The organism is Pseudomonas sp. NPDC087804 (assembly GCF_044742965.1).
Classification (GTDB): domain Bacteria; phylum Pseudomonadota; class Gammaproteobacteria; order Pseudomonadales; family Pseudomonadaceae; genus Aquipseudomonas; species Aquipseudomonas rustica.
This window is the reverse complement of the sequence record NZ_JBIUVN010000014.1, coordinates 89,584-112,572: the sequence shown is the minus strand read 5'-3', so window position 1 is coordinate 112,572 and position 22,989 is coordinate 89,584. Positions and strand designations below refer to the sequence as shown.

At 59.6% G+C, this 22,989-nt stretch carries 19 protein-coding genes; 11 read left to right on the top strand and 8 right to left on the bottom strand.

All coding sequences use genetic code 11. The annotated features are described in order from the left end of the window. Window positions 1–269 precede the first annotated feature (269 nt). A complete protein-coding gene (locus ACIOMO_RS18195; protein WP_212550611.1) occupies window positions 270–1,745 on the bottom strand; it encodes an inorganic phosphate transporter in 1,476 nt (491 codons plus the stop codon). 373 nt (window positions 1,746–2,118) lie between these two features. Next, window positions 2,119–2,319, bottom strand: coding sequence for a hypothetical protein (locus tag ACIOMO_RS18190; protein WP_053117858.1), 201 nt, complete (start codon window positions 2,317–2,319; stop codon window positions 2,119–2,121). Between the two features lie 646 nt (window positions 2,320–2,965). Here ACIOMO_RS18190 and pcaR point away from each other — a divergent pair. The 11 genes from pcaR (at window position 2,966) to pcaC (ending at window position 14,048) form a co-directional block, all read left to right on the top strand. Next, the gene (pcaR, locus tag ACIOMO_RS18185) at window positions 2,966–3,808 is read left to right on the top strand and encodes a pca regulon transcriptional regulator PcaR (RefSeq protein ID WP_007917109.1); all 843 of its coding nucleotides are present in this window, start codon (window positions 2,966–2,968) and stop codon (window positions 3,806–3,808) included. Between the two features lie 293 nt (window positions 3,809–4,101). Next, on the top strand, window positions 4,102–5,448 hold the full coding sequence (locus ACIOMO_RS18180) for an MFS transporter (protein WP_053117860.1): 1,347 nt from the start codon (window positions 4,102–4,104) through the stop codon (window positions 5,446–5,448). Between the two features lie 273 nt (window positions 5,449–5,721). Further along, window positions 5,722–6,606, top strand: a complete 885-nt coding sequence (locus ACIOMO_RS18175; RefSeq protein ID WP_401242613.1) for a CoA transferase subunit A — start codon at window positions 5,722–5,724, stop codon at window positions 6,604–6,606. After that, a complete protein-coding gene (locus ACIOMO_RS18170) occupies window positions 6,600–7,358 on the top strand; it encodes a CoA-transferase subunit beta (RefSeq protein WP_401242611.1) in 759 nt (252 codons plus the stop codon). Before ACIOMO_RS18175 ends, ACIOMO_RS18170 begins: the two co-directional genes overlap by 7 nt. After that, window positions 7,355–8,560, top strand: coding sequence for a 3-oxoadipyl-CoA thiolase (gene pcaF, locus ACIOMO_RS18165; protein WP_401242608.1), 1,206 nt, complete (start codon window positions 7,355–7,357; stop codon window positions 8,558–8,560). Before ACIOMO_RS18170 ends, pcaF begins: the two co-directional genes overlap by 4 nt. A 36-nt stretch (window positions 8,561–8,596) precedes the next feature. Continuing rightward, on the top strand, window positions 8,597–9,301 hold the full coding sequence (gene pcaH, locus ACIOMO_RS18160) for a protocatechuate 3,4-dioxygenase subunit beta (protein WP_053117867.1): 705 nt from the start codon (window positions 8,597–8,599) through the stop codon (window positions 9,299–9,301). A gap of 1 nt (window position 9,302) precedes the next feature. Then, window positions 9,303–9,869: a protocatechuate 3,4-dioxygenase subunit alpha gene (pcaG, locus tag ACIOMO_RS18155; RefSeq protein WP_008080091.1), complete on the top strand. Its 567-nt coding sequence runs from the start codon at window positions 9,303–9,305 to the stop codon at window positions 9,867–9,869. Between the two features lie 266 nt (window positions 9,870–10,135). Beyond that, the gene (locus ACIOMO_RS18150; protein ID WP_053117871.1) at window positions 10,136–11,431 is read left to right on the top strand and encodes an MFS family transporter; all 1,296 of its coding nucleotides are present in this window, start codon (window positions 10,136–10,138) and stop codon (window positions 11,429–11,431) included. 45 nt (window positions 11,432–11,476) lie between these two features. Next, window positions 11,477–12,841: a 3-carboxy-cis,cis-muconate cycloisomerase gene (locus ACIOMO_RS18145; RefSeq protein WP_401242604.1), complete on the top strand. Its 1,365-nt coding sequence runs from the start codon at window positions 11,477–11,479 to the stop codon at window positions 12,839–12,841. Between the two features lie 12 nt (window positions 12,842–12,853). Then, window positions 12,854–13,642, top strand: coding sequence for a 3-oxoadipate enol-lactonase (gene pcaD, locus ACIOMO_RS18140; protein WP_401242601.1), 789 nt, complete (start codon window positions 12,854–12,856; stop codon window positions 13,640–13,642). Window positions 13,643–13,655: 13 nt separating this feature from the next. Beyond that, window positions 13,656–14,048 carry a 4-carboxymuconolactone decarboxylase gene (pcaC, locus tag ACIOMO_RS18135; protein ID WP_011332825.1) on the top strand — a complete coding sequence of 131 codons (393 nt, stop codon included), beginning with the start codon at window positions 13,656–13,658 and terminating at the stop codon, window positions 14,046–14,048. 95 nt (window positions 14,049–14,143) lie between these two features. Here the strand turns inward: pcaC and ACIOMO_RS18130 are convergent, their stop codons facing one another. From ACIOMO_RS18130 to emhB, 6 genes are all read right to left on the bottom strand, one after another. Further along, window positions 14,144–14,962 (bottom strand): methyltransferase domain-containing protein, encoded by an 819-nt coding sequence (locus tag ACIOMO_RS18130; RefSeq protein WP_401242598.1) that lies wholly within the window; start codon window positions 14,960–14,962, stop codon window positions 14,144–14,146. Between the two features lie 21 nt (window positions 14,963–14,983). Further along, a complete protein-coding gene (locus tag ACIOMO_RS18125; RefSeq protein WP_053117877.1) occupies window positions 14,984–15,340 on the bottom strand; it encodes a DUF1641 domain-containing protein in 357 nt (118 codons plus the stop codon). 26 nt (window positions 15,341–15,366) lie between these two features. Further along, on the bottom strand, window positions 15,367–16,557 hold the full coding sequence (locus ACIOMO_RS18120) for an FAD/NAD(P)-binding oxidoreductase (protein WP_401242595.1): 1,191 nt from the start codon (window positions 16,555–16,557) through the stop codon (window positions 15,367–15,369). A 188-nt stretch (window positions 16,558–16,745) separates the two neighbouring features. After that, on the bottom strand, window positions 16,746–18,005 hold the full coding sequence (locus ACIOMO_RS18115; RefSeq protein ID WP_401242592.1) for an OprD family porin: 1,260 nt from the start codon (window positions 18,003–18,005) through the stop codon (window positions 16,746–16,748). A 373-nt stretch (window positions 18,006–18,378) separates the two neighbouring features. After that, window positions 18,379–19,839: an efflux RND transporter outer membrane subunit EmhC gene (gene emhC, locus ACIOMO_RS18110; protein WP_053117884.1), complete on the bottom strand. Its 1,461-nt coding sequence runs from the start codon at window positions 19,837–19,839 to the stop codon at window positions 18,379–18,381. Further along, a complete protein-coding gene (emhB, locus tag ACIOMO_RS18105; protein ID WP_212545262.1) occupies window positions 19,836–22,988 on the bottom strand; it encodes an efflux RND transporter permease subunit in 3,153 nt (1,050 codons plus the stop codon). The genes emhC and emhB overlap by 4 nt, the downstream gene beginning before the upstream one ends. Window position 22,989 lies beyond the last annotated feature (1 nt).

The following is a 22,989-nucleotide window of genomic DNA, read 5'->3' as shown; positions in this document are numbered from 1 at the left end:
GAGGAGGTGCAGCGAAGCAAACCGTAGGCGATGTCCCCGGATGGACACCGTAGCGAGGGAACACTGAGCCTCAGCGAAGTGCCGTACGCCGGGGCCAAGCCTTTTGGGTTACCTTTTCGGCGTTTGGAAAAGGTAACTCGCTGTAAGAGCGAAACCGCCAGCAGCCATCACCGCAGCAACGGATATGCCCCCAATCCCAACCCCAACCCCCGAACCAAAAAAAAGGCGCGATCCCGAAGAATCGCGCCTTCTTCATATACAGCTATCTATCAACTACCCAAAGCCTTCGAAGCCAACCAGAACAACCCAGCCGACAACGCCACGGTAGCCGGCAAGGTCAACACCCAAGCCAACAGAATAGTGCGAACAGTCCCACCTTGCAGGCCGCTCTTATTCGCGACCATGGTACCCGCCACACCCGAAGACAACACATGAGTCGTCGACACCGGCAAACTGAAGATGTTGGCCAAACCAATCAAACTCGCCGTAGTGATCTGCGCCGACATACCCTGCGAATAGGTCATGCCCTGCTTGCCGATCTTCTCGCCAATGGTCAGAACCACACGTTTCCAGCCAACCATGGTGCCCAGACCCAGCGCCAGTGCAACCGCCAGAATCACCCAGAACGGCGCGTATTCAGTGGTCGTGGTCAGGTCTTTGCGCAACTTGTCGAGGTCAGCCTTTTCACGGGCATCCAGAACCGGCAACTTGCTGACTTTCTTCGCGGTATCGTCCAGGCACAGCAAGTAGCGACGCACTTCGATGCGGCTATCCGACGACAACGAATGGTAGTCCGCTACACCTTTAAGCGTGTGCAACAGGGCGGTGATGGTCGGTTCGGTCTGCTGCGGGTTGCAGCGGAATTTCTCCGGCAGGTCGCCGTCTACGCTCTTGCCCAAGGCCAGGAATTCACCCAGCGAATCGGCGTTGCGCTGGTAGAACTGGCTCAGGTGCAGGGTAGCGTCGCGGGTGCGTTCGATCTGGTAAGTGGTGCTGTTCAGGTCGAGAACGAACTGCGCCGGCACGATACCGATCAACACCAGCATGATCAGGCCGATGCCTTTCTGGCCATCGTTGGAACCGTGCACGAAGCTCACGGCCATGGCCGAGATCACCAGGACCAGACGGTTCCAGAACGGCGGGTGCTTTTTGTCGTCGAGTTTGCGGCGCTGTTCAGGCGTCTTGTGCATCTTCGACAGCGGGCGCCACCATTTCAGGCCGATCAGGATCAGCGCTGCAATCAGGAAGCCAGCCATCGGCGAGAACACCAGCGAAGCGCCGATGTCGATCGCTTTCTGCCAGTTAACACCGTCGGCCAACGGAATGTCGTTGATCAACGCGTTGGCCAGGCCAACACCGAGGATCGAGCCGATCAGGGTGTGGGAACTGGACGCCGGGATACCGAAGTACCAGGTGCCGAGGTTCCAGGCGATTGCCGCTGCGAGCAACGAGAAAACCATCGCAAGGCCATGGCCGGTGTTCACATTGATCAGCAGCTCAACCGGCAGCAGGTGGACAATGGCATACGCCACGCCAACGCCACCCAGCAGCACGCCGAGGAAATTGAACACACCGGAAAAGAACACCGCCAGGTGCGGCGGCATGGCTTTGGTGTAGATAACAGTGGCTACCGCGTTAGCGGTGTCATGAAATCCATTGATGAACTCGAAGGCGAGGACAAACGTCAGGGCGAGCAAGAGGCTCACAAGCACCCAAGCATCCAGTCCGCTGAATAAATCGATCATGAAGGTTTTCTGACCCGGTCGTAAGGGGGCGCGATTATGCCAGAAAAGACTGGAAATCGATGCCCTCAGTGCTCATCGGTAACGCACTTCTTCGATTTAATTTGTTGCAGCACATGAAAACCAAGCGGCGTGCAGGGTTTTTCAAGCCTTTGATTTGTCTATAAAAAGGCTTTTTGGAACAAGCGTTTTACCCGCGTTTGGAGGGCTCAAACGCTTGTCTGAAATATCTGTGAAACTTTCCGAAGCTGTCCTTTAGCCGGCTCTACGCAGAATCAGCCGCTGCCCGCGGGTAGCGGGCGCGCAAGGCATCGTCTCGGCGCCGCGTGGGTAACCGGTGCGTACACGGATGCTCAAGGCCTTCAAAAACCGTGGCTCATGGCTCTTCGGCTTTGAGTTCCTTTTCGATCTTTTCGATTTCTTGCTTGAAGACCTGATCCTGAACGGTAGGGCGTTTGCGCCATGCCTTGCGTTCCGGTTCTGGTTGAGCGGCGTAGGTGGTGACTTCCCCGCCGTAAACATCCTTGTAACGTTGTTCCTGGCGCTCAAGTTCCGCGCGCAGTTCGTCTTTCGTCACAGTGCTACCTGTATGAGTTGAGATAAGTGTCTGGTGAATCGCACTGCAACGAGTCGATTGAGCGGGCCCGTCGAAAACTCAACGCCAGAACAGGCATTGATGTCATCGGCAGGGCGATCAAGACTTCCATGTTACAGGCGGCTACGACACCAGATTAAAACGGACGCAGCATCAGTTCCTGTTTCAGCGAGCGCTGGCGTTACATCAATCATGAGCGTCAGGCGCTTGCCGGGGCTGGCAGCGATTGGCATCGCCTCAGCCGGTGACCACCTCGATGAATAACGGGTGCCACTGAGGTGCATTATAGCGGTCGATTCAGGATTGACTATCGTTGCCAAGTTAAAAACGGTTCGGGATGTGTGATTGTTTTGTTAATCGCAACTTTCTCGGGTAGTTGAAGTGCAAGCAAACGTTTACTTCGCCGCGATCTGTTTTTGGCGCCATTTAGTCGATCAACTAAATCTTGATTGAGTTCCCCGACAAAGTTGCACAAGCGTCTCAAATAGCAAGCCACAGCAGAGGAGGGCGATTGCGATTATCGGTCGACGGTTCGATAATCGCCCAATGTTGATGGCCCGCCGCTTGTGCATCTGCCCGCGAGCCGTTTGTATAGCCATTGATCCGTGTCGGGTAAAAAGGACAATAAATGAACGATCAAATGCGCAACTCCTTCACTTCCGTGGCGCCGCCGATCGTCGCCTCGCCGGCCAAGCGCATTCAGGCGTTGACCGGTGATCCGGATTTCATGACGTCGCTGGCCCGTGGCCTGGCGGTGGTGCAGGCGTTTCAGGAGCGCAAACGTCATCTGACCATCGCGCAGATCAGCCACCGCACGGAAATTCCCCGCGCCGCGGTGCGCCGTTGCCTACATACGTTGATCAAACTCGGCTACGCCACCACCGACGGACGCACCTATTCTCTGCTGCCGAAAGTGCTGACCCTCGGCCACGCTTATCTGTCGTCGACGCCGCTGGCTGTGTCCGCGCAGCCATACCTCGACCGCATGAGCGAGCAACTGCACGAAGCCTGCAACATGGCCACGCTTGAGGGCGACGACATTCTTTACATCGCCCGCTCGGCGACCACGCAGCGGCTGATCTCGGTTGACCTGTCGGTGGGCGGGCGTCTGCCGGCGTATTGCACATCGATGGGCCGAATCCTGCTGGCAGCGCTGGACGACACGTCCTTGCGCGAATACCTCGACCACGCTGAACTGGTGGCTAAAACCAGCCGCACGATCCACACCCCCGACGCGTTGCTCGAATGTTTGCAGGAAGTGCGGCAGCAAGGTTGGTGCATCGTCGATCAGGAATTGGAACAAGGCCTGCGCTCGATTGCCGTACCGGTCTACGACGCTTCGGGCCAAGTGGTGGCGGCGCTCAACGTCAGCACCCACGCCGGTCGCGTCAGTCGCACCGAGCTTGAGCAGCGCTTTCTGCCGGGCCTGCTCAGCGCCAGCCGCGACCTCAGCGCGCAGTTGTTTGCCTGATGAAGCTGTTCGATAAACGCACAGTGTTGCGTTTATCGAATTGACGCTAAAACCCCCGGATCATTAATGTCGCGGCAGCGTCATCCGGCGCTGTTGTGAATGAGCCCGCCGGACTGTCGACTCCCATAATAATGACAAGAGGCAACTCACCATGCGCACGCTCCCCGACTGTCTCCGCTCCAACCGCTGTTGCCGGGTTCACCGCAACGCCTGATTGCAACCTTCTATTCTTGTAGCTGTGCCGCTCCCTGGCCGGCCACCGTTCGACTGCGTTTTTTGCGTGGATAAAAATAATGAACCAGCCTCAGTCCGCTGTGGGTCAGTGCCTCGACGTGCAGACCTTCATCAACGCCCAACCGATCTCGCGCTATCAATGGCGGGTGGTGATCCTGTGTTTCCTGATTGTCTTCCTCGATGGCCTCGACACCGCCGCGATGGGCTTCATTGCCCCGGCGTTGTCGCAGGACTGGGGCATCGACCGCGCCAGCCTCGGCCCGGTGATGAGCGCCGCATTGATCGGCATGGTCTTTGGCGCACTGGGTTCCGGCCCTTTGGCTGACCGCTTCGGGCGAAAAGTCGTACTCGTCGGCGCCGTGATTCTGTTCGGTGCCTTCAGCCTGGCGTCGGCTTACAGCACTAACGTTGAACAACTGCTGGTGCTGCGCTTCCTGACCGGCCTCGGTCTGGGCGCGGGGATGCCCAATGCCACCACGCTGCTCTCGGAGTACACCCCGGAGCGCAAGAAGTCGCTGCTGGTGACCAGCATGTTTTGCGGTTTCAACCTCGGCATGGCCGGTGGCGGGTTTATTTCCGCCAAGCTGATTCCGGCGTTCGGCTGGCACAGTCTGCTGCTGATCGGCGGGATTTTGCCGCTGATCCTCGCGGTGGTGCTGCTGTTCTGGCTGCCGGAATCGGCGCGCTACCTTGTAGTCCGTAACCGTGGCACCGACAAAGTGCGCAAAACCCTGGCGCCGATCGATCCGGTCACCGTCGCCCAAGCCTCCAGTTTCAGCGTGCCGGAACAAAAAACCGTGAAGGCGCGCAATGTGTTCGCGGTGATTTTCTCGGGCACCTACAGCACCGGCACCTTACTGCTGTGGCTGACCTACTTCATGGGCCTTGTGATTGTTTATCTGCTGACCAGTTGGCTACCGACGCTGATGCGCGACAGTGGCGCGAGCATGGAACAAGCCGCGTTCATCGGTGCGTTGTTCCAATTCGGCGGGGTATTGAGCGCGGTCGCTGTGGGATGGGCGATGGATCGCTTCAATCCGCACAAGGTTATCGGCATTTTCTACCTGCTGGCCGGGGTGTTTGCCTACGCGGTGGGGCAGAGCCTGGGCAACATTACGTTGTTGGCGACTTTGGTTTTAGTGGCGGGGATGTGCGTGAACGGCGCGCAATCGGCAATGCCGTCGCTGGCGGCGCGGTTTTATCCGACGCAGGGGCGGGCGACCGGCGTGTCGTGGATGCTGGGGATTGGCCGCTTTGGCGCGATTCTCGGGGCGTGGATGGGCGCGACGTTGTTGGGCTTGGGCTGGAATTTTGAGCAGGTGTTGACGGCGTTGGTGATTCCGGCGGCGGTGGCGACGGCTGCGGTGGTGATCAAGGGCATGGTGAGTCATGCGGATGCCACCTGAGTACTACTGTCAGAATCTCCTTTGAATGTTCTGGCCCCTTCGCGAGCAAGCTCGCTCCCACATTGGAATGCATTTCAAAATGTGGGAGCGAGCTTGCTCGCGAAGCCTTTGTTCTTGATTGTTAGGCAAACAACAATCTGTTCGATAAACGAACACTCAGTCGATTATCGGATTGTTTGGCACTTTTCCCAGGCTTAATCTGCAGTGACTCCGGCGCTGAACCTCGCGCCTTTTTATCACTGGCGATTCATTACAAAAACAGGAGCCCGCTCCATGGCTGAGATCCTTTCGCTGCACGACGCGGTGAAGCAATTCGTCAACGACGGCGACACCGTCGCACTCGAAGGCTTCACTCACTTGATCCCTACGGCCGCAGGTCATGAAATCATTCGTCAGGGCAAGAAAGATCTGACGCTGGTGCGGATGACGCCTGACCTGATCTACGACCAACTGATCGGCGCCGGTTGCGCACGCAAACTGATTTTCTCTTGGGGCGGCAACCCTGGCGTGGGTTCGCTGCACCGTCTGCGCGATGCGGTCGAGAAGCAATGGCCGCAGCCGCTGGAGATCGAAGAGCACAGCCACGCCGACCTGGCGAATGCCTACGTCGCCGGCGCTTCCGGCCTACCGTTCGCGGTGCTGCGTGCCTACGCCGGTTCCGACCTGCCGAAGGTCAATCCGCTGATCAAAACCGTGACTTGCCCGTTCACCGGTGAAGTGTTGGCGGCCGTGCCGTCGGTGCGCCCGGACGTGACCGTGATCCACGCTCAGAAAGCCGACCGCCAAGGCAACGTGCTGCTGTGGGGCATTCTCGGCGTGCAGAAAGAAGCCGCGCTGGCCGCCAAGCGCTGCATCGTTACCGTCGAAGAAATCGTCGACAACCTCAACGCACCGATGAACTCCTGCGTGTTGCCGACCTGGGCCTTGAGCGCAGTCTGCCATGTACCCGGCGGTGCACATCCGTCCTACGCCCACGGTTACAACGAGCGCGATAATCGTTTCTATCAGGCGTGGGATCCGATCGCCCGCGACCGTGAGACGTTTACCGCGTGGATCAACGAATACATCCATGGCTGCGCTGACTTCAGCGAGTTCCAGGCCAAGTTGGCCGCTGCTTCGGTGGCATCTTATTTAATTTCTGAAGCTTTGTCTTGCTGACCGTCGCTGCGGCCCGTCGCCTGAAGAACGGCTCGGTGTGCTTCGTCGGTATCGGCCTGCCGTCGAAAGCCGCCAACCTCGCGCGTCTGACTTCGTCGCCGGACGTGGTGCTGATCTACGAATCGGGCCCGATTGGCGCCAAGCCGAGCGTGCTGCCGCTGTCCATCGGTGACGGCGAACTGGCGGAAACCGCCGACACCGTCGTCCCGACCGGTGAGATTTTTCGCTATTGGTTGCAGGGCGGGCGCATCGACGTCGGTTTTCTCGGTGCGGCGCAGGTCGACCGTTTCGGCAACATCAACACCACCGTGGTCGGCGATTATTTCTCGCCGAAAGTGCGCCTGCCGGGTGCCGGTGGCGCGCCGGAAATTGCCGGCTCGGCGAAAAGCGTATTGATCATCCTTAAACAGTCGGCGCGTTCGTTTGTCGACAAGCTCGACTTCATCACCTCGGTCGGTCACGGCGAGGGCGGCGATTCGCGCAAACGTCTGGGCCTGCCGGGCGCCGGCCCGGTCGGGATCATCACCGACCTGTGCATCATGGAGCCGGAAGAGGGCACCCACGAATTCGTGGTCACCGCACTGCACCCGGGCGTGACCCGCGAGCAAGTGGTCGCGGCCACCGGTTGGGCGATTCGTTTTGCCGACAGCGTTGAGACCACCGCGGAGCCGACTGACGTCGAACTGACCGCGCTGCGCGATCTCGAAGCGCGCACCGCCGCCGCCCACGGTCAGGCACCGGGAGAAGCATGATGCGTGACGTTTATATCTGCGACGCGATTCGCACGCCGATCGGCCGTTTCGGCGGCGGACTGTCCGCCGTTCGCGCTGATGACCTGGCCGCCGTGCCGATCAAGGCCCTGATGGAGCGCAATCCATCGGTGGACTGGAACGCCATCGACGAAGTGTTCCTCGGCTGCGCCAACCAGGCTGGCGAAGACAACCGCAACGTTGCGCGCATGGCCCTGCTGTTGGCCGGCCTGCCGGAAAGCGTGCCGGGCGTAACCCTCAATCGTCTGTGCGCTTCGGGCATGGACGCGATCGGCACGGCATTCCGCGCCATCGCTAGCGGCGAGATGGAGCTGGCGATTGCCGGCGGCGTCGAGTCGATGTCCCGCGCACCGTTCGTGATGGGCAAGGCTGATGCGGCGTTCTCGCGCAACATGAAACTGGAAGACACCACCATCGGCTGGCGTTTCATCAACCCGCTGATGAAGGCGCAATACGGCGTCGACGCGATGCCGCAGACCGCTGACAACGTCGCCGACGACTATAAAGTCTCGCGCGCCGATCAGGACGCTTTCGCCTTGCGCAGTCAGCAACGCACCGCCGCCGCGCAGGCTGCAGGATTTTTCGCTGAAGAAATCGTCGAAGTGCGGATTGCCCACAAGAAGGGTGAAACCGTGGTCAGCCAGGATGAACATCCGCGCGCCGACACCACGATTGAAGCGCTGACAAAATTGAAACCGGTCAACGGCCCGGACAAAACCGTTACCGCCGGCAATGCCTCCGGCGTCAACGACGGTGCCGCTGCGCTGATTCTGGCTTCTGCCGAAGCGGTGAAAAAACATGGCCTGACCGCCCGCGCCAAAGTGCTCGGCATGGCCAGCGCCGGCGTGGCGCCTCGGGTGATGGGCATCGGCCCGGTGCCGGCGGTGCGCAAATTGATCGAACGCCTCGGCGTAGCGGTCAGCGATTTCGACGTGATCGAGCTCAATGAAGCATTCGCCAGCCAAGGCTTGGCGGTGCTGCGTGAATTGGGTCTGGCGGATGACGCCGCGCAGGTCAACCCGAACGGCGGTGCGATTGCTCTCGGTCACCCGTTGGGCATGAGCGGTGCGCGTCTGGTGTTGACCGCACTGCATCAGTTGGAAAAGACCGGTGGCAAGAAAGGTCTGGCGACCATGTGCGTCGGTGTCGGCCAAGGTCTGGCTTTGGCCATCGAACGCGTCTGACGCAAGCCGTGACGAAAAAGAACAGAGGAAAGCGACATGTCTGACAAGCCTGGTTACCGTCGTCCGCAGGAAGGCACTCAGCCTGAGTACCTGCACCCGACCTATCAATCCACCAACCTGCGCTCGCCGTCGAAACCGTTGGTATTTCTGCCGCACTCGCTGTCGGAAATCACCGGGCCGACCATCGGCGCCGAACGTGTAGGCGACACCGATAACGACCTGACCGCCCAGCATGCAGGCGAGCCACAGGGCGAGCGCATCATCATTCACGGCCGCGTGCTCGACGAAAACGGTCTGCCGGTGCCGGGGATTCTGGTGGAAATCTGGCAGGCCAACGCCGCTGGCCGCTATAACCACAAGCGCGACGTGCATGATGCGCCGCTGGATCCGAACTTCACCGGCACCGGCCGTACCGTGACCGACGCCGACGGCTGGTATCAGTTCCAGACCATCAAGCCTGGCGCCTATCCGTGGGGCAACCACCACAACGCCTGGCGCCCGGCGCACATTCACTTCTCGCTGTTCGGGCCGAGCATTCTTACGCGCCTGGTTACGCAAATGTATTTCCCGGGTGACCCGCTGCTGGCCTACGACCCGATCTACAACTGCGTGCCGGACACTTCGGCCAAGGAACGCCTGATCGCCAGTTTCGATCTGGAAAAAACCATTCCGTCCTACGCCCTCGGTTATCGCTGGGACATCGTGCTGCGCGGGCGTGAAGCCACGCCGATGGAGAAATAAGATGACGCTGACTGCGACCACGTCCCACACCGTCGGGCCGTATTACCACATCGGCCTGACCTGGCTGAACCGCGAAGACCTCACCGTCGAACAAACCCTTGGTGAGCGCGTGGCGATCACCGGGCAAGTGGTGGATGGCAACGGCGATGTCGTCAACGACGCCATGCTCGAAGTCTGGCAGGCGAATGCTGCCGGCAAGTACGACCACCCGGAAGACGAGCAGGACAAAGCGCTCGACCCGAACTTCGAAGGCTTTGGCCGCGTGCCGGTGGATGCTGAAGGGCGCTTTCGCTTTACCACGATCAAACCGGGCACGGTTGAAGGGCTTAAGGGTTCGACCCAGGCGCCGCATCTGGTGGTGTTGGTGTTTGCCCGTGGCTTGGTCAAGCATTTGCTGACGCGGATCTACTTTGAAGGCGAGCCGGCCAACGTTGATGATCCGTTGCTCGAATGTGTGCCGGCTGAACGCCGCACGACCTTGCTGGCGAAGAAGGATGAATCGGGTGTTTACCAGTGGAATGTGATTTTGCAGGGCACTGATGCCGAGACGGTGTTCTTCGATTATTAAGATCAAAAGATCGCAGCCTGCGGCAGCTCCTACATGATCGTTCCCACGCTCTGCGTGGGAACGATCAATAGATCACCACCCCCCCCCCTGTGGGAGCGGGCTTGCTCGCGAAGGCGGAGTGTCAGTCGACAGATGTATCACCTGACACACCGCTTTCGCGAGCAAGCCCGCTCCCACAGGTGAAAACTGTGTTGCATATGGAACTGTGGAACGGGACTGTTGCAAAGTATGTCTAGACTCTCACTGTCCCTATCGAGTGAAAAACAATGACAACCACCACCTCCCATTACACCGGCGAAGAGCGCAGCAAGCGCATCTTTGCCATTGTCGGCGCCTCGTCCGGCAACCTTGTCGAATGGTTCGACTTCTACGTATACGCCTTTTGCGCGATCTATTTCGCCCCGGCGTTTTTCCCCTCCGATAACCCGACGGTGCAACTGGTCAACACGGCTGGCGTGTTCGCTGCCGGCTTCCTGATGCGTCCGATCGGTGGCTGGATTTTCGGCCGGATCGCTGACAAACACGGCCGCAAGAAATCCATGCTCATCTCGATTCTGATGATGTGCTTTGGCTCGCTGCTGATCGCTTGCCTGCCGACCTACAACAGCATTGGCGTCTGGGCGCCGATCCTGTTGCTGTTCGCGCGTCTGCTGCAAGGCCTGTCGGTCGGCGGTGAATACGGCGCCACCGCGACCTACATGAGCGAAGTTGCGCTCAAGGGCCAGCGCGGATTTTTCGCCTCGTTCCAGTACGTGACCTTGATTGGTGGGCAACTGCTGGCGGTGTCGCTGGTGGTGATCCTGCAACAGTTCCTCACCGAAGAAGATCTGCGTGCTTACGGCTGGCGGATTCCGTTTGTTGTGGGTGCAATTGCGGCGGTGATTTCGCTGTTCCTGCGTCGCTCGCTGAAAGAAACCACCAACAAGGAAACCCGCGAACACAAAGACGCCGGCAGCATCCGCGCGCTGTTCCGCGATCACAAAGCCGCGTTCATCACCGTGCTCGGTTACACCGCCGGTGGCTCGCTGATTTTCTACACCTTCACCACGTACATGCAGAAATACCTGGTGAACACCGCCGGCATGCACGCCAAGACCGCCAGCTACATCATGACCGGCGCGCTGTTTCTGTATATGTGCATGCAGCCGCTGTTCGGCATGCTCGCCGACAAGATCGGTCGACGTAATTCGATGCTCTGGTTCGGCGCGCTCGGTACGCTGTTCACCGTGCCGATTCTGTTGAGCCTGAAAAGCGTCAGCAGCCCGTTCCTTGCGTTTGTGCTGATCACCGTGGCACTGGCGATCGTCAGTTTCTACACCTCGATCAGCGGCCTGGTGAAAGCCGAAATGTTCCCGCCGGAAGTCCGCGCCCTCGGCGTTGGTCTGGCGTACGCGGTGGCGAATGCGATCTTCGGTGGTTCGGCGGAATTCGTCGCGCTGAGCCTGAAGAACATCGGCATGGAAAACTCCTTCTACTGGTACGTGACGGCGATGATGGCGATCGCGTTCCTGTTCAGTCTGCGCTTGCCGAAACAAGCGGCGTATTTGCACCACGATCTCTAACCCGATGCGCGCGGGCCGTGATGGCCCGCGCCGGCAAGGATTTTTATGACTCAGCGACCGGGCAATCAATTGTTCGATGCCTACTTCACTGCCCGCGATATGCGTGAGGTGTTCTGCGATCAGGGCCGCGTGCAGGCGATGCTCGACTTCGAAGCGGCGCTGGCCCGGGCCGAGGCGCGGGTCGGGTTGATTCCTGCCTCTGCGGTGGCGCCGATTGCGGCGGCTTGCAACGCTGGTCTGTATGACTTCGCGGCGCTGGGCGAGGCGATTGCCACGGCCGGCAATTCAGCGATTCCGCTGGTCAAGGCGTTGGGCAAACAGATTGCCGCGACCGATGCAGAAGCCGAGCGTTATGTGCATTTGGGCGCGACCAGTCAGGACGTGATGGATTCCGGGCTGGTGCTGCAATTGCGTCAGGCGCTGGAACTGATTGAAAGCGATCTGGCGCAATTGGCCGATTCGCTCGCTACCCAAGCGCAACGTCATGCAGCGACGCCGCTGGCCGGACGTACCTGGCTGCAACATGCGACGCCGGTCACCCTCGGCATGAAAATCGCCGGATGGCTGGGCGCCGTGACTCGCAGCCGTCAGCGTCTGCGCGAACTCGAACCGCGTCTGCTGGTGCTGCAATTTGGCGGCGCCTCGGGGACGCTCGCGGCGTTGGGTGAGCAGGCGATGCCGATTGCCGAAGCGCTGGCCGAAGAACTGCAACTGACCTTGCCCGAACAACCGTGGCACACCCAACGCGATCGCGTGGTGGAGTTCGGCGCGGTGCTCGGTTTGATCGCCGGCAGCCTCGGCAAATTCGGCCGCGACATCAGCCTGTTGATGCAGACCGAAGCCGCTGAGGTTTTCGAGCCATCAGCGCCGGGCAAGGGCGGTTCGTCGACCATGCCGCACAAACGCAATCCGGTTGGTGCAGCGGTGCTGATCGGTGCGGCGACGCGTGTGCCGGGTCTGGTCTCGACGCTGTTCAGCGCGATGCCGCAGGAGCACGAACGCAGCCTCGGTTTGTGGCATGCCGAATGGGAAACCTTGCCGGAAATCTGCTGCCTGGTTTCCGGTTCGCTGCAACAGGCGAAATTGCTCGCTGAGGGTCTGGAAGTCGACGCCGAACGCATGTCGCGCAATCTCGAATTGACCCAAGGGCTGGTGCTCGCCGAAGCGGTGAGCATCGTCCTCGCGCAACGGGTCGGCCGCGACACCGCGCATCATCTGCTCGAACAATGCTGCAAACGCGCGGTGGCCGAGAAGCGTCATTTACGCGCAGTGCTCGGTGACGAACCGCAAGTCACCGCCGAGTTGAGCAGCGCTGAACTCGATCATCTTTTGAACCCCGCCCATTACCTCGGCCAGGCGAAAACCTGGGTTGAGCGTGCGGTGGCCGAACACAACGCATTGTCTGTCTGAAAGGAGAGGGCTGTGGCTTTCGTTCAACTCGCCGATGGCGAACTGCACTATCAAATAGAAGGCCCGGTCGATGCACCGGTGCTGGTGCTGTCCAACTCGCTGGGCACTGATTTGCACATGTGGGACGCGCAGATGCCGGTGTTCACCGAGCATTTCCGCGTGCTGCGTTTCGACACCCGTGGTCACGGCAAATCACTGGTTACGCCGGGGCCGTACAGCATCGAGCAACTCGGTCACGACGTACTCGGTTTGCTGGATGCGTTGCACATTGATCGCGCGCATTTCTGCGGGCTGTCGATGGGCGGCCTGATCGGGCAGTGGCTGGGGATCAATGCAGGTCATCGTCTGCACAAGCTGATCGTGTGCAACACGGCAGCCAAAATCGGTGATCCGTCGGTGTGGAATCCGCGCATCGAAACCGTGCTGCGCGACGGCGCGGCGGCGATGGTTGCTCTGCGCGATGCATCGATTGCTCGCTGGTTTACCCCGGATTTTTCCGCTGCACATCCGGCCGCAGCCAAGCAGATTACCGACATGCTCGCGGCCACCTCGCCTGAGGGTTACGCGGCCAACTGCGCGGCGGTGCGTGATGCCGATTTCCGCGAGCAACTGGCTTCGATCAATGTGCCGTTGCTGGTGATTGCCGGCACCGAAGATGCGGTGACGCCGCCGGCCGGTGGGCACTTCATTCAGGAGCACGTGCGCGGTGCCGAGTACGCCGAGTTCTATGCGGCGCACCTGTCGAACGTGCAGGCCGGTGCTGATTTCAGTGATCGCGTATTGGCGTTTCTAAACGCCTGACAAGGGGATTTTCGTGGACGAGAAACAACGTTACGACGACGGCATGCAAGTGCGCCGCGCGGTGTTGGGCGATGCGCATGTCGATCGCAGCCTGACCACGCTGACCGAGTTCAACTCGGAATTTCAGGAGATGATCACCCGGCATGCCTGGGGCGATATCTGGACGCGTCCGGGCTTGCCTCGGCACACGCGCAGTTTGATTACGATCGCCATGCTGATCGGCATGAACCGCGAAGGCGAACTGAAACTGCATTTGCGCGCGGCGGCTAATAATGGCGTGAGCCGCGGCGAGATCAAGGAAGTGATCATGCAGAGCGCGATTTACTGCGGGATTCCGGCGGCGAATGCGACGTTTCATTTGGCGGAATCGGTGTGGGATGAGTTGGGTACCGAATCCCGCGAGTGACGGTTGAAACCGAAAAAGATCGCAGCCTTCGGCAGCTCCTACATTTGGAATGCGTTCCCCTGTAGGAGCTGCCGAAGGCTGCGATCTTTCGCTCTTCAAACCTTGGCAACAATAAATATCCGCTTGAACGCAAACAACGTATGCCCGTCCGCCTCCTGCGGATACTGCGCGTGCACCCGCATCAGATAGTGATATATAAACCGCGCCTGCTCCGCTGAATCCAGCGCCTGCATCACCGGCCGCAGCGCCGACACTTTCACCCAGTCATACACCGGCGATTTGCCGTCGACCACCTGCAACTGCTCGGTCTCCCAGATATCCAGCGACGTGGTCAGCGGCGCCAGCAAACGGTAGTAATCCTCCAGCGCCAACAACGGCCGCGCCGCCATACGCTGGCGCAGTTCCGGCGTGCCCAATGGCGTGCCGCCGACACCGCCGTCTTCGAGGGTTTCCAGCATCAGCCGATACCACAACGCATCGCGCCAGTCCGGCATATGCGCGGCCAGGCAGCCGGCGGCGTTGAGCTGGCCGAGCAGGCGCGGCAGCAGCGTTTCATGACCATTAATAAAGTGCAGCACGGCGGCGGCGAATAGCAGATCCGCCGGTTGTTCAGGCTGCCAGTCGAGCAGGTCGCACTGTTGCCATGAGGCGTTGATCGGCAGGGCGCGTGCCTCCTCGAGCATTTGCGCTGAACTGTCGATGCCCAGCAAATGCGCCCGCGGCCAGCGCTCGGCCAACAACCGCGTGGCGATGCCGGTGCCGCAACCGAGGTCAACCATACGTTTGGGATGGTGCAGGTCGACACGGTCGAGCAATTCATTGACCGGGCGTTGCCTGAGGCGGGAAAACTGCTGGTACGCCTTGGCGTTCCATTGGGTGGTGGCTTCCCCTGCCGTTTCAAGTTTGACGCTCATGAGGTGATCCTCTCTGGCGAATTACAGTTGTCTTCCGATGATGTTGAGGGTTTTCAGGACAACTGCCACACCTTTGCGCGTATCCGTATCGTTCAACAGTTTGAGCAAGGCAAAGACGCTCAGCGATTCGGGCAGTGCCGCAGCTTCAGCTTTGGCCTGGCGCAAAGTGTTACTGGCTGCCCAAGTGGTTGCCGTGGCGGATTCGAACGCCTGCGCGAGCTTTTCCACCATCGCCGCATCCGTCACGTCGATCAGATCGGAAAGCAATGAAAGCAAGTCCACGAGGTTTTCCAGTCTTCCACCGTCAACCAACGGTTGCAGTTTGGCCATGAGGGCGGTGAACCCAGGCGTGGCCGAGATTTCTTCAGGCATATTCATCTGTCATCACTCCTCCCTGTGCAGGGTTAAAGCATGCCTCGGGCCACAGCCCAGTACAGGCCGCGATTGAAACCGTTTCTGAGCAGACCGCCAAGTTTGGTGGGCGGTGTCGGCTGTACATCGTGGGAATAGTCGTACCAAAGAGGCATCCCGGCATTCAGCCCCATTTGCGCCACTGCCTGAACCCGACCGTCATAAACGCTGTTGGGGGCTCCCAAGCGAATTTCGGCGGTGATGTTGTTGGCGATGACGGGTGCCTGGTTATGGCATGCACCACCCGCCTTGCTCACTGGAAGATCTACGGTGTCGCCGATCACATAGACATTTTGCAGGCCATAAACCTGCAGCGTTTCATGATGGGTCGGCAGCCAGCCCTCATCATTCGGCGCTTGTGAGGCGCCGGACTCCCGAACCGCTTTAACTGCACAGATCGGCGGGGTAGCCATCAGGATGTCGAATGGTTGTGCATCACCTTCGGCTGAATAGGCGACTTTTGCGTCGGGGTCGACCTTGCTCAGAGTGAAGCCGCGCTGAAAGTGGATACCTTTCTGTTCAAAAATGTCCGGCAGGATTTCGCCCGTGGGCCGTTGCAGAAACAGGCAATTACGCAAGAGTTGGGCGACGGTAGGGTAGGTGTAAATGATTTCTACCTTGTCACGGACACCTCGGCGACGCAGGAAATCATCAAGCATCAATGTCGTTTCTACCGGAGCAATGCCGCACTGGTGAGGGACATTGGGTGTTTGCGGAAAAGATACCGTAATGAAAATCCGGCCTTTTTCGATGGTGCTCAGCCTTTGTGCCAGTTGACGGGCGGGTTGGTATTGATAGAAGTGATCGCCAGCCTCCTGCAATCCCTCAATGCGTTCAGGTGCAGGCTCGCAGCCAGTGGCGATGACCAGAAAATCATAGTCATAGCGTTTTGCGCTACGGGTTTTCAGGTACTGGCCAGGAAAATCGAAGTGGGTGACTTCTTCAACGTTAAAGTGGATTTCCGGGCGTAACAGTGAACGTTCCGGGCGTTTGAGTTCTTCATTGAAGAACTGATTAAACGCTACGTACATGAACGCCGGTTTGTAGAAGTGATCGGGGGAATTGGATAGCAGGGTGATCGAGACGTCGCCGCGAAGGATTTCCGGATACAGCTTGCCGGCCAGTTGATTGGCCAGCATGGTTCCGCCTACACCGCCACCGACGATAACTATTCGCTTATTCATACCTGACCTCCGAGGTCATGGCAGCTTCGCGTACAGCATCCGGAGATAACGGAAGAGAAAAAGGGCTCCTACTTCGGACTGGAGAGAGTAACCACTTAATGACTTTATCTGTGTTCGTACAATCCGCCAGTCGATACGACCGACGGAGTGCCTTAACGAGCCACGCTATTGAAGTGACCGTTCGCTGATCACAAAAGGCTGATCGGGTAACTGACAATCAAACGATTCTCGTCGAATTCGTTATTGCTGAAATCCCGGCGCATGGTCGAGTTGCGCCATCTGACGTTGAGATCCTTGAGCGTGCCGCTCTGCACGGTGTAGCCCAGTTCCGATTCGCGGCCCCATTCCTTGCCGTCAGTGATGGTGCCGGTGTGTACGTTGTCGCCGCTGATGTAGCGGTTCATCAGGGTCAGGCCGGGCACGCCCAACGCGGCGAAGTTGTAGTCGTGGCGCAGCTGCCACGAGCGTTCCTGCGCGTTGTCATAACTGGCGTTGTAACTGTCGTTGGCCAGTGTGCCGCCGCTGGTGCCGTTGACCCGCATCCACGCGCTGTCGCCGGTGAGTTTTTGCAGGCCGACGTAGAAGGTGTTGCCGCCGTATCGGGCCGAGAACATCCCCGACCAGGTCTTGTTGTCGAGATCGCCGGCGCGCGCGCTGCCGTCGTCCTTGCCGTAGAAGAAACCGAGGTTGGCGCCCAGCGTCCATTCGCCCAGCGGTTGGCTGTGCGTCAGGTTGACGTATTGCTGGCTGTAGATGTCCTTGAGTTCAGCGTTCCACAAGCCGATCTGTGTGCGTTTTTCGTTGAACACATATTCGCCGCCCTGAAAGTTGAAACGATCCGAGGTGAACGCCGCTTTGCCGGTCATCGACATGTCACTCATGCTGCTGTCGTCGCGCGGGCTGTTGGCGCGGAACTGGCCGCCGTAGAGGGTCAGTCCGTCGATTTCTTTCGAGGTGATCTGGCCGCCACGAAAGGTTTGCGGCAGCGAGCGACCGTCGTCCGAACGCAGGATCGGCAGCACTGGCATCCATTCGCCGACCTTCACTTCGGTCTGGGAAAACTTCGCCTTGAACGCAACGTTGGTGCGGCCGAAGTTATCCGCCGGGCGACCGTCGTGATCCAGTGGCAACAACTGCGTGCCGCCCGTGCCTTTGCCGCCATCGAGTTTCAACGAATACAAACCCAGCACGTCCATGCCGAAGCCGACGGTGCCTTGGGTGAAGCCGGATTTGGCGTCGAGGATGAAGTTCTGCGTCCACTCTTCAGCCTTGCCCTGCGCCTTGGTCGGGTTGGTGAAGTTGCGGTTGATGTAGAAGTTGCGCAGGTTGAGGTTGACCTTGGCCCCTTCAATAAACCCCGCTTCTTCAGCCGCGACGGGGAGGGCGGCACCCGCCAGGGCCAGCGCGATCAGGCCGGGAAATGCGTAGGGCGCAGGGGAGGTGGTCATAGCTGGGTCTCTCTTGTTTTTTTGAGGCAAACGGAATGCGCTGCGGCCGTTTTTGTGGCGCAGAAATGCGATGGATTCAGGGGGCGGAGCGGCGGCGATCAGCCGGACGGAGCTGGGCGTGGGAGCATGTGGCGAACCTGTTGTTATTGGTTTTGTGGCTCGAATGGTGCGGGGGGCGGATGTTTTGATTCAATTGGTAAAAGCGGGTTTTGGGCGATTATCGAACAGCATTGAAGATCAAATGATCGCAGCCTTCGGCAGCTCCTACAGGGGATCGCATTTCAAATGTAGGAGCTGCCGAAGGCTGCGATCTTTTGATCTTCAGGCAACAAAAAGCCCACCAATCGGTGGGCTCCTTGTGTTCAGCAGATGATCAGAACAATCTCATCTTCGGCGCTTCTTCTTTCACCGGCTCGTTCTTCGCAGTTTGCGAATTCCAGCCGCCACCCAGGGCCTTGTACAGGTTGACCGCACTGGTCAGCTGCGCGAGGCGGTCGGTGATCAGCGCTTGTTGCGCGCTGAACAGCTGACGCTGGGCATCGAGGAAGGTCAGGTTGCTGTCGACACCGATGCGGTAACGACGCTCGGCCAGGCGGTAGTAATCCTGGTTGGCCTGAACGAAGTCACGCTGCGCTTGCAGCTGCTCGGTGTAAGTCTGGCGGGCGGCCAGGCCATCGGCGACTTCCTGGAAGGCGGTTTGAATCGACTTCTCGTAGTTCGCCACGCCAATGTCCTTCTGGATCTTGGCGTAGTCGAGGCTGGCGCGCAGGCTGCCGGCGTTGAAGATTGGCAGGTTGATCTGCGGCGAGAACAGCCATGTGCCCGAACCACCCTTGAACAGACCGGACAGATCCGGGCTCAGGGTGCCCGCGTTGGCGGTCAGGCTGATGCTCGGGAAGAACGCTGCACGGGCCGCGCCGATGTTGGCGTTGGCCGCTTTCAGGTTGTGCTCGGCTTGCAGAATGTCCGGACGACGTTGCAGCAGATCCGATGGCAGACCCGGCGGTACGTCGCTGAGCAGATCATCCGACAGCGGTTTGGCCGCTTGCAGGTTGGCCGGGATACCGGTGCCGAGCAGCAGGGTCAGGCTGTTTTCGTCCTGAGCGACTTGGCGGGTGTAGCGCGCCAGTTGTGCACGGGCGTTTTCCACCGAGGTACGCGACTGCGCCAGATCCAGTGCCGAAGCGACACCGACTTCGTTGCTGCGGCTGGTCAGCTTGTAGCTTTCTTCAAAGGCACCGAGGGTGTCTTGGGTCAGCTTGAGCAGTTCCTTGTCCGCTTGCCAGGTCAGATAAGCATTGGCGACGCTGGCGACCAGACTGATCTGGGTGCTGCGACGCGCTTCTTCCGTGGCGAAGTATTGTTGCAGCGCTTGCTCGCTCAGGCTGCGAACGCGACCGAACAGGTCGAGTTCGTAGGCGCTGATGCCAACGGTGGCCGAGTACGAGCTGCTGATCATCGACTCGCCGGTCTGCGAAGCGCGTTCCGGAAGACGTTGACGGCTGCCGGAACCATTGGCCGAAATCGCCGGGTACAAGTCAGCACGCTGAATGCGGTATTGAGCCGCGTAAGCGTCGATGTTCAGTGCCGCGACACGCAGGTCGCGGTTGTTTTCCAGCGACACCTGGATCAGCTGTTGCAGGGCAGGGTCGTGGAAAAACTGCTTCCAGCCCTGCTCGGCAGCGGCTTGCGCCGGTGCCTGGGCCGGCGAGTACGCCGGCCCTTGCGGGTACTGACCTGCGACCGGAGCCTCAGGCTGCTGATAATCAGGTATCAGCGAGCAACCGCTCAGCACGAAGGCGGCGACTGCGATGGAGAGTAGCGACTTGCTCATTGGCCAGCCTCTTTAGGAGTTTCTTTAGCTTCGTCATCTGGATCGGCGATTTTACGCTGGCCGATGGACGAAACCGTAACGAAGAACAGTGGAACCCAGAAGACCGCCAGGATCGTGGCTGTGAGCATACCGCCAATTACGCCGGTACCGATCGCGTGTTGGCTGCCCGAACCGGCACCGGTGGAGATCGCCAACGGTACAACACCGAGGACGAAGGCCAGCGACGTCATGATGATCGGTCGCAGACGCATGCGGCAGGCTTCGATCGCCGCATCACGCAGGCTACGCCCTTGTTCATGCAGTTCCTTGGCGAACTCGACGATCAGAATGGCGTTTTTAGCCGCCAGACCAATGGTCGTCAACAGACCCACCTGGAAGTACACGTCGTTGGACAGACCGCGCAGGCTGGTGGCCAGCAGCGCACCGATGATCCCCAGCGGCACCACGAGCATAACGGCGATCGGAATCGACCAGCTCTCGTACAGCGCCGCCAGACACAGGAACACCATCAGCAGCGACAGGGCGTACAGCGCCGGCGCTTGCGAACCCGACAGACGTTCTTCATATGACAGACCGGTCCAGGAGATACCGACACCCGCCGGCAGCTTCTTGGCGATCGCTTCGACTTCGGCCATCGCATCACCGGTGGAGTAACCCGGCGCCGGAGAACCGAGGATCTCCATCGCTTCTACACCGTTGTAACGCGCCAGTTTCGGCGAACCATAGATCCACTCGCCCTTGGCGAATGCGGAGAACGGCACCATGGTTCCGGCGCTGTTGCGCACGTACCATTTCTTCATGTCTTCGGGGCTCATGCGAGCACCGGCCTGACCTTGCACGTATACCTTCTTCACACGACCACGGTCGATGAAGTCGTTGACGTAGCTACTACCGAAGGAGATGGACAGGGTGCTGTTGATGTCGGAAATGCTCACACCCAGGGCGCGCGCTTTCTCGTCATCAATTTCCAGGTGGTATTGCGGCTCGTCGTTCAGGCCGTTCGGACGTACCTGGTAGAGCACCTTGCTCTGCGCGGCCAGACCGAGGAACTGGTTACGCGCTTCCATCAACTTGTCGTGACCGATACCGGCACGGTCTTGCAGGAACACGTCGAAACCGGTGGCGTTACCCAGTTCCAGTACCGCTGGCGGGGCGAAAGCAAACACCATCGCGTCGCGGAAGGTGAAGAAGTGCTGCTGCGCACGCTGGGCGAGGGCAAACACGCTGTTGCTGGCGTCACGCTCGTCCCACGGTTTGAGCATGATGAACGCCAGACCCGAGCTCTGCCCACGACCGGCGAAGTTGAAGCCGTTCACGGTGAACACCGAGGCCACCGCACCGGACTCTTTCTCCAGCAGGTAGGAACGCATTTCGTCGATGACGACTTGGGTACGTTCAGCACTGGAACCGGCCGGGGTTTGCACCTGGGCGAACAGTACGCCCTGGTCTTCTTCCGGCAGGAACGCGGTCGGAATGCGGGTGAACAGCCAGATCATGCCAACCACGATCAGCAGGTACGCCAGCAGGTACGGGGCTTTGCGCGACAGCATGTTGCCAACGCCGCGCTCGTAGCTGCGAACGCCACGGTCGAAGTTACGGTTGAACCAGCCGAAGAAGCCTTTTTTCGGTGTGCCGTGCTCGCCCTTCGGAATCGCCTTGAGCATGGTGGCGCAGAGCGCCGGGGTGAAGATCAGCGCAACCAATACCGACAGGGCCATGGCCGAGACGATGGTGATCGAGAACTGCTTGTAGATCACACCGGTGGAGCCGCTGAAGAACGCCATCGGCAGCAATACCGCCGACAGCACCAGCGCAATACCGACCAGTGCGCCCTGGATCTGGCCCATGGACTTTTTGGTCGCTTCCTTCGGTGACAAGCCTTCTTCGCTCATCACCCGCTCGACGTTTTCCACCACAACGATGGCATCGTCCACCAGCAAGCCGATGGCCAACACCATACCGAACATGGTCAGGGTGTTGATGCTGAAACCGAACGCCGCGAGGATGCCGAATGTACCGAGCAATACCACCGGTACAGTCATCGTGGTGATGACGGTGGCGCGGAAGTTTTGCAGGAACAGGAACATCACCAGGAACACCAGCACGATCGCCTCGACCAGGGTTTCAACCACACCCTTGATCGACTCGGTCACCACCGGGGTGGTGTCGTACGGGAACACCACTTCCATGCCTTCCGGGAAGAACGGCTTGAGCTCGTCAATCGTCTTGCGCAGGGCTTTGGCGGTGTCGAGGGCGTTGGCGCCGTTGGCCAGTTTCACCGCCAGACCGGACGACGGCTTGCCGTTGAACTGAGCCGAAATGGTCGAGTTTTCGCCACCCAGACCGACATCGGCGACGTCACCAATGCGAACTTGCGAACCGTCCTGATTGACCTTCAGCAGAATCGCCTTGAACTGCTCGGCAGTCTGCAGACGGGTCTTGCCGATGATCGTGGCGTTCAGTTGCTGGCCAGGCAGCGCCGGCAAACCGCCGAGCTGACCGGAGGAGACCTGGACGTTCTGCGCCGAGATCGCGGAGCTGACGTCGGCCGGGGTCAGGTTGAATTTGTTCAACTTGGCCGGGTCGAGCCAGATGCGCATCGCGTACTGGGCACCGAAGACCTGGAAGTCACCGACACCGGCGGTCCGCGAGATCGGATCCTGCATGTTCGACACGATGTAGTTGGACAGGTCGTCCTTGGTCATGCTGCCGTCACGCGATACCACGCCGATCACCAAGAGGAAGTTTTTCACTGCCTTGGTCACACGGATACCTTGTTGCTGCACTTCCTGCGGCAACAGCGGGGTGGCCAGGTTCAGCTTGTTCTGAACCTGAACCTGCGCGGTGTCGGAGTTGGTGCCTTGCTCGAAGGTCGCGGTGATGGTCATGCTGCCGTCGGAGTTACTTTCCGACGACACATAACGCAGGTTGTCGATACCGTTGAGCTGCTGCTCGATGACCTGGACCACGGTGTCCTGCACGGTTTGCGCCGAAGCGCCCGGGTAGGTCACGGAGATCGCAATGGCCGGTGGCGCAATGCTCGGGTACTGGTTGATCGGCAATTTCAGGATCGAAAGTGCCCCGACCAGCATGATCACCAGGGCAATTACCCAGGCGAAAATCGGACGGTCGATGAAGAATTTTGACATG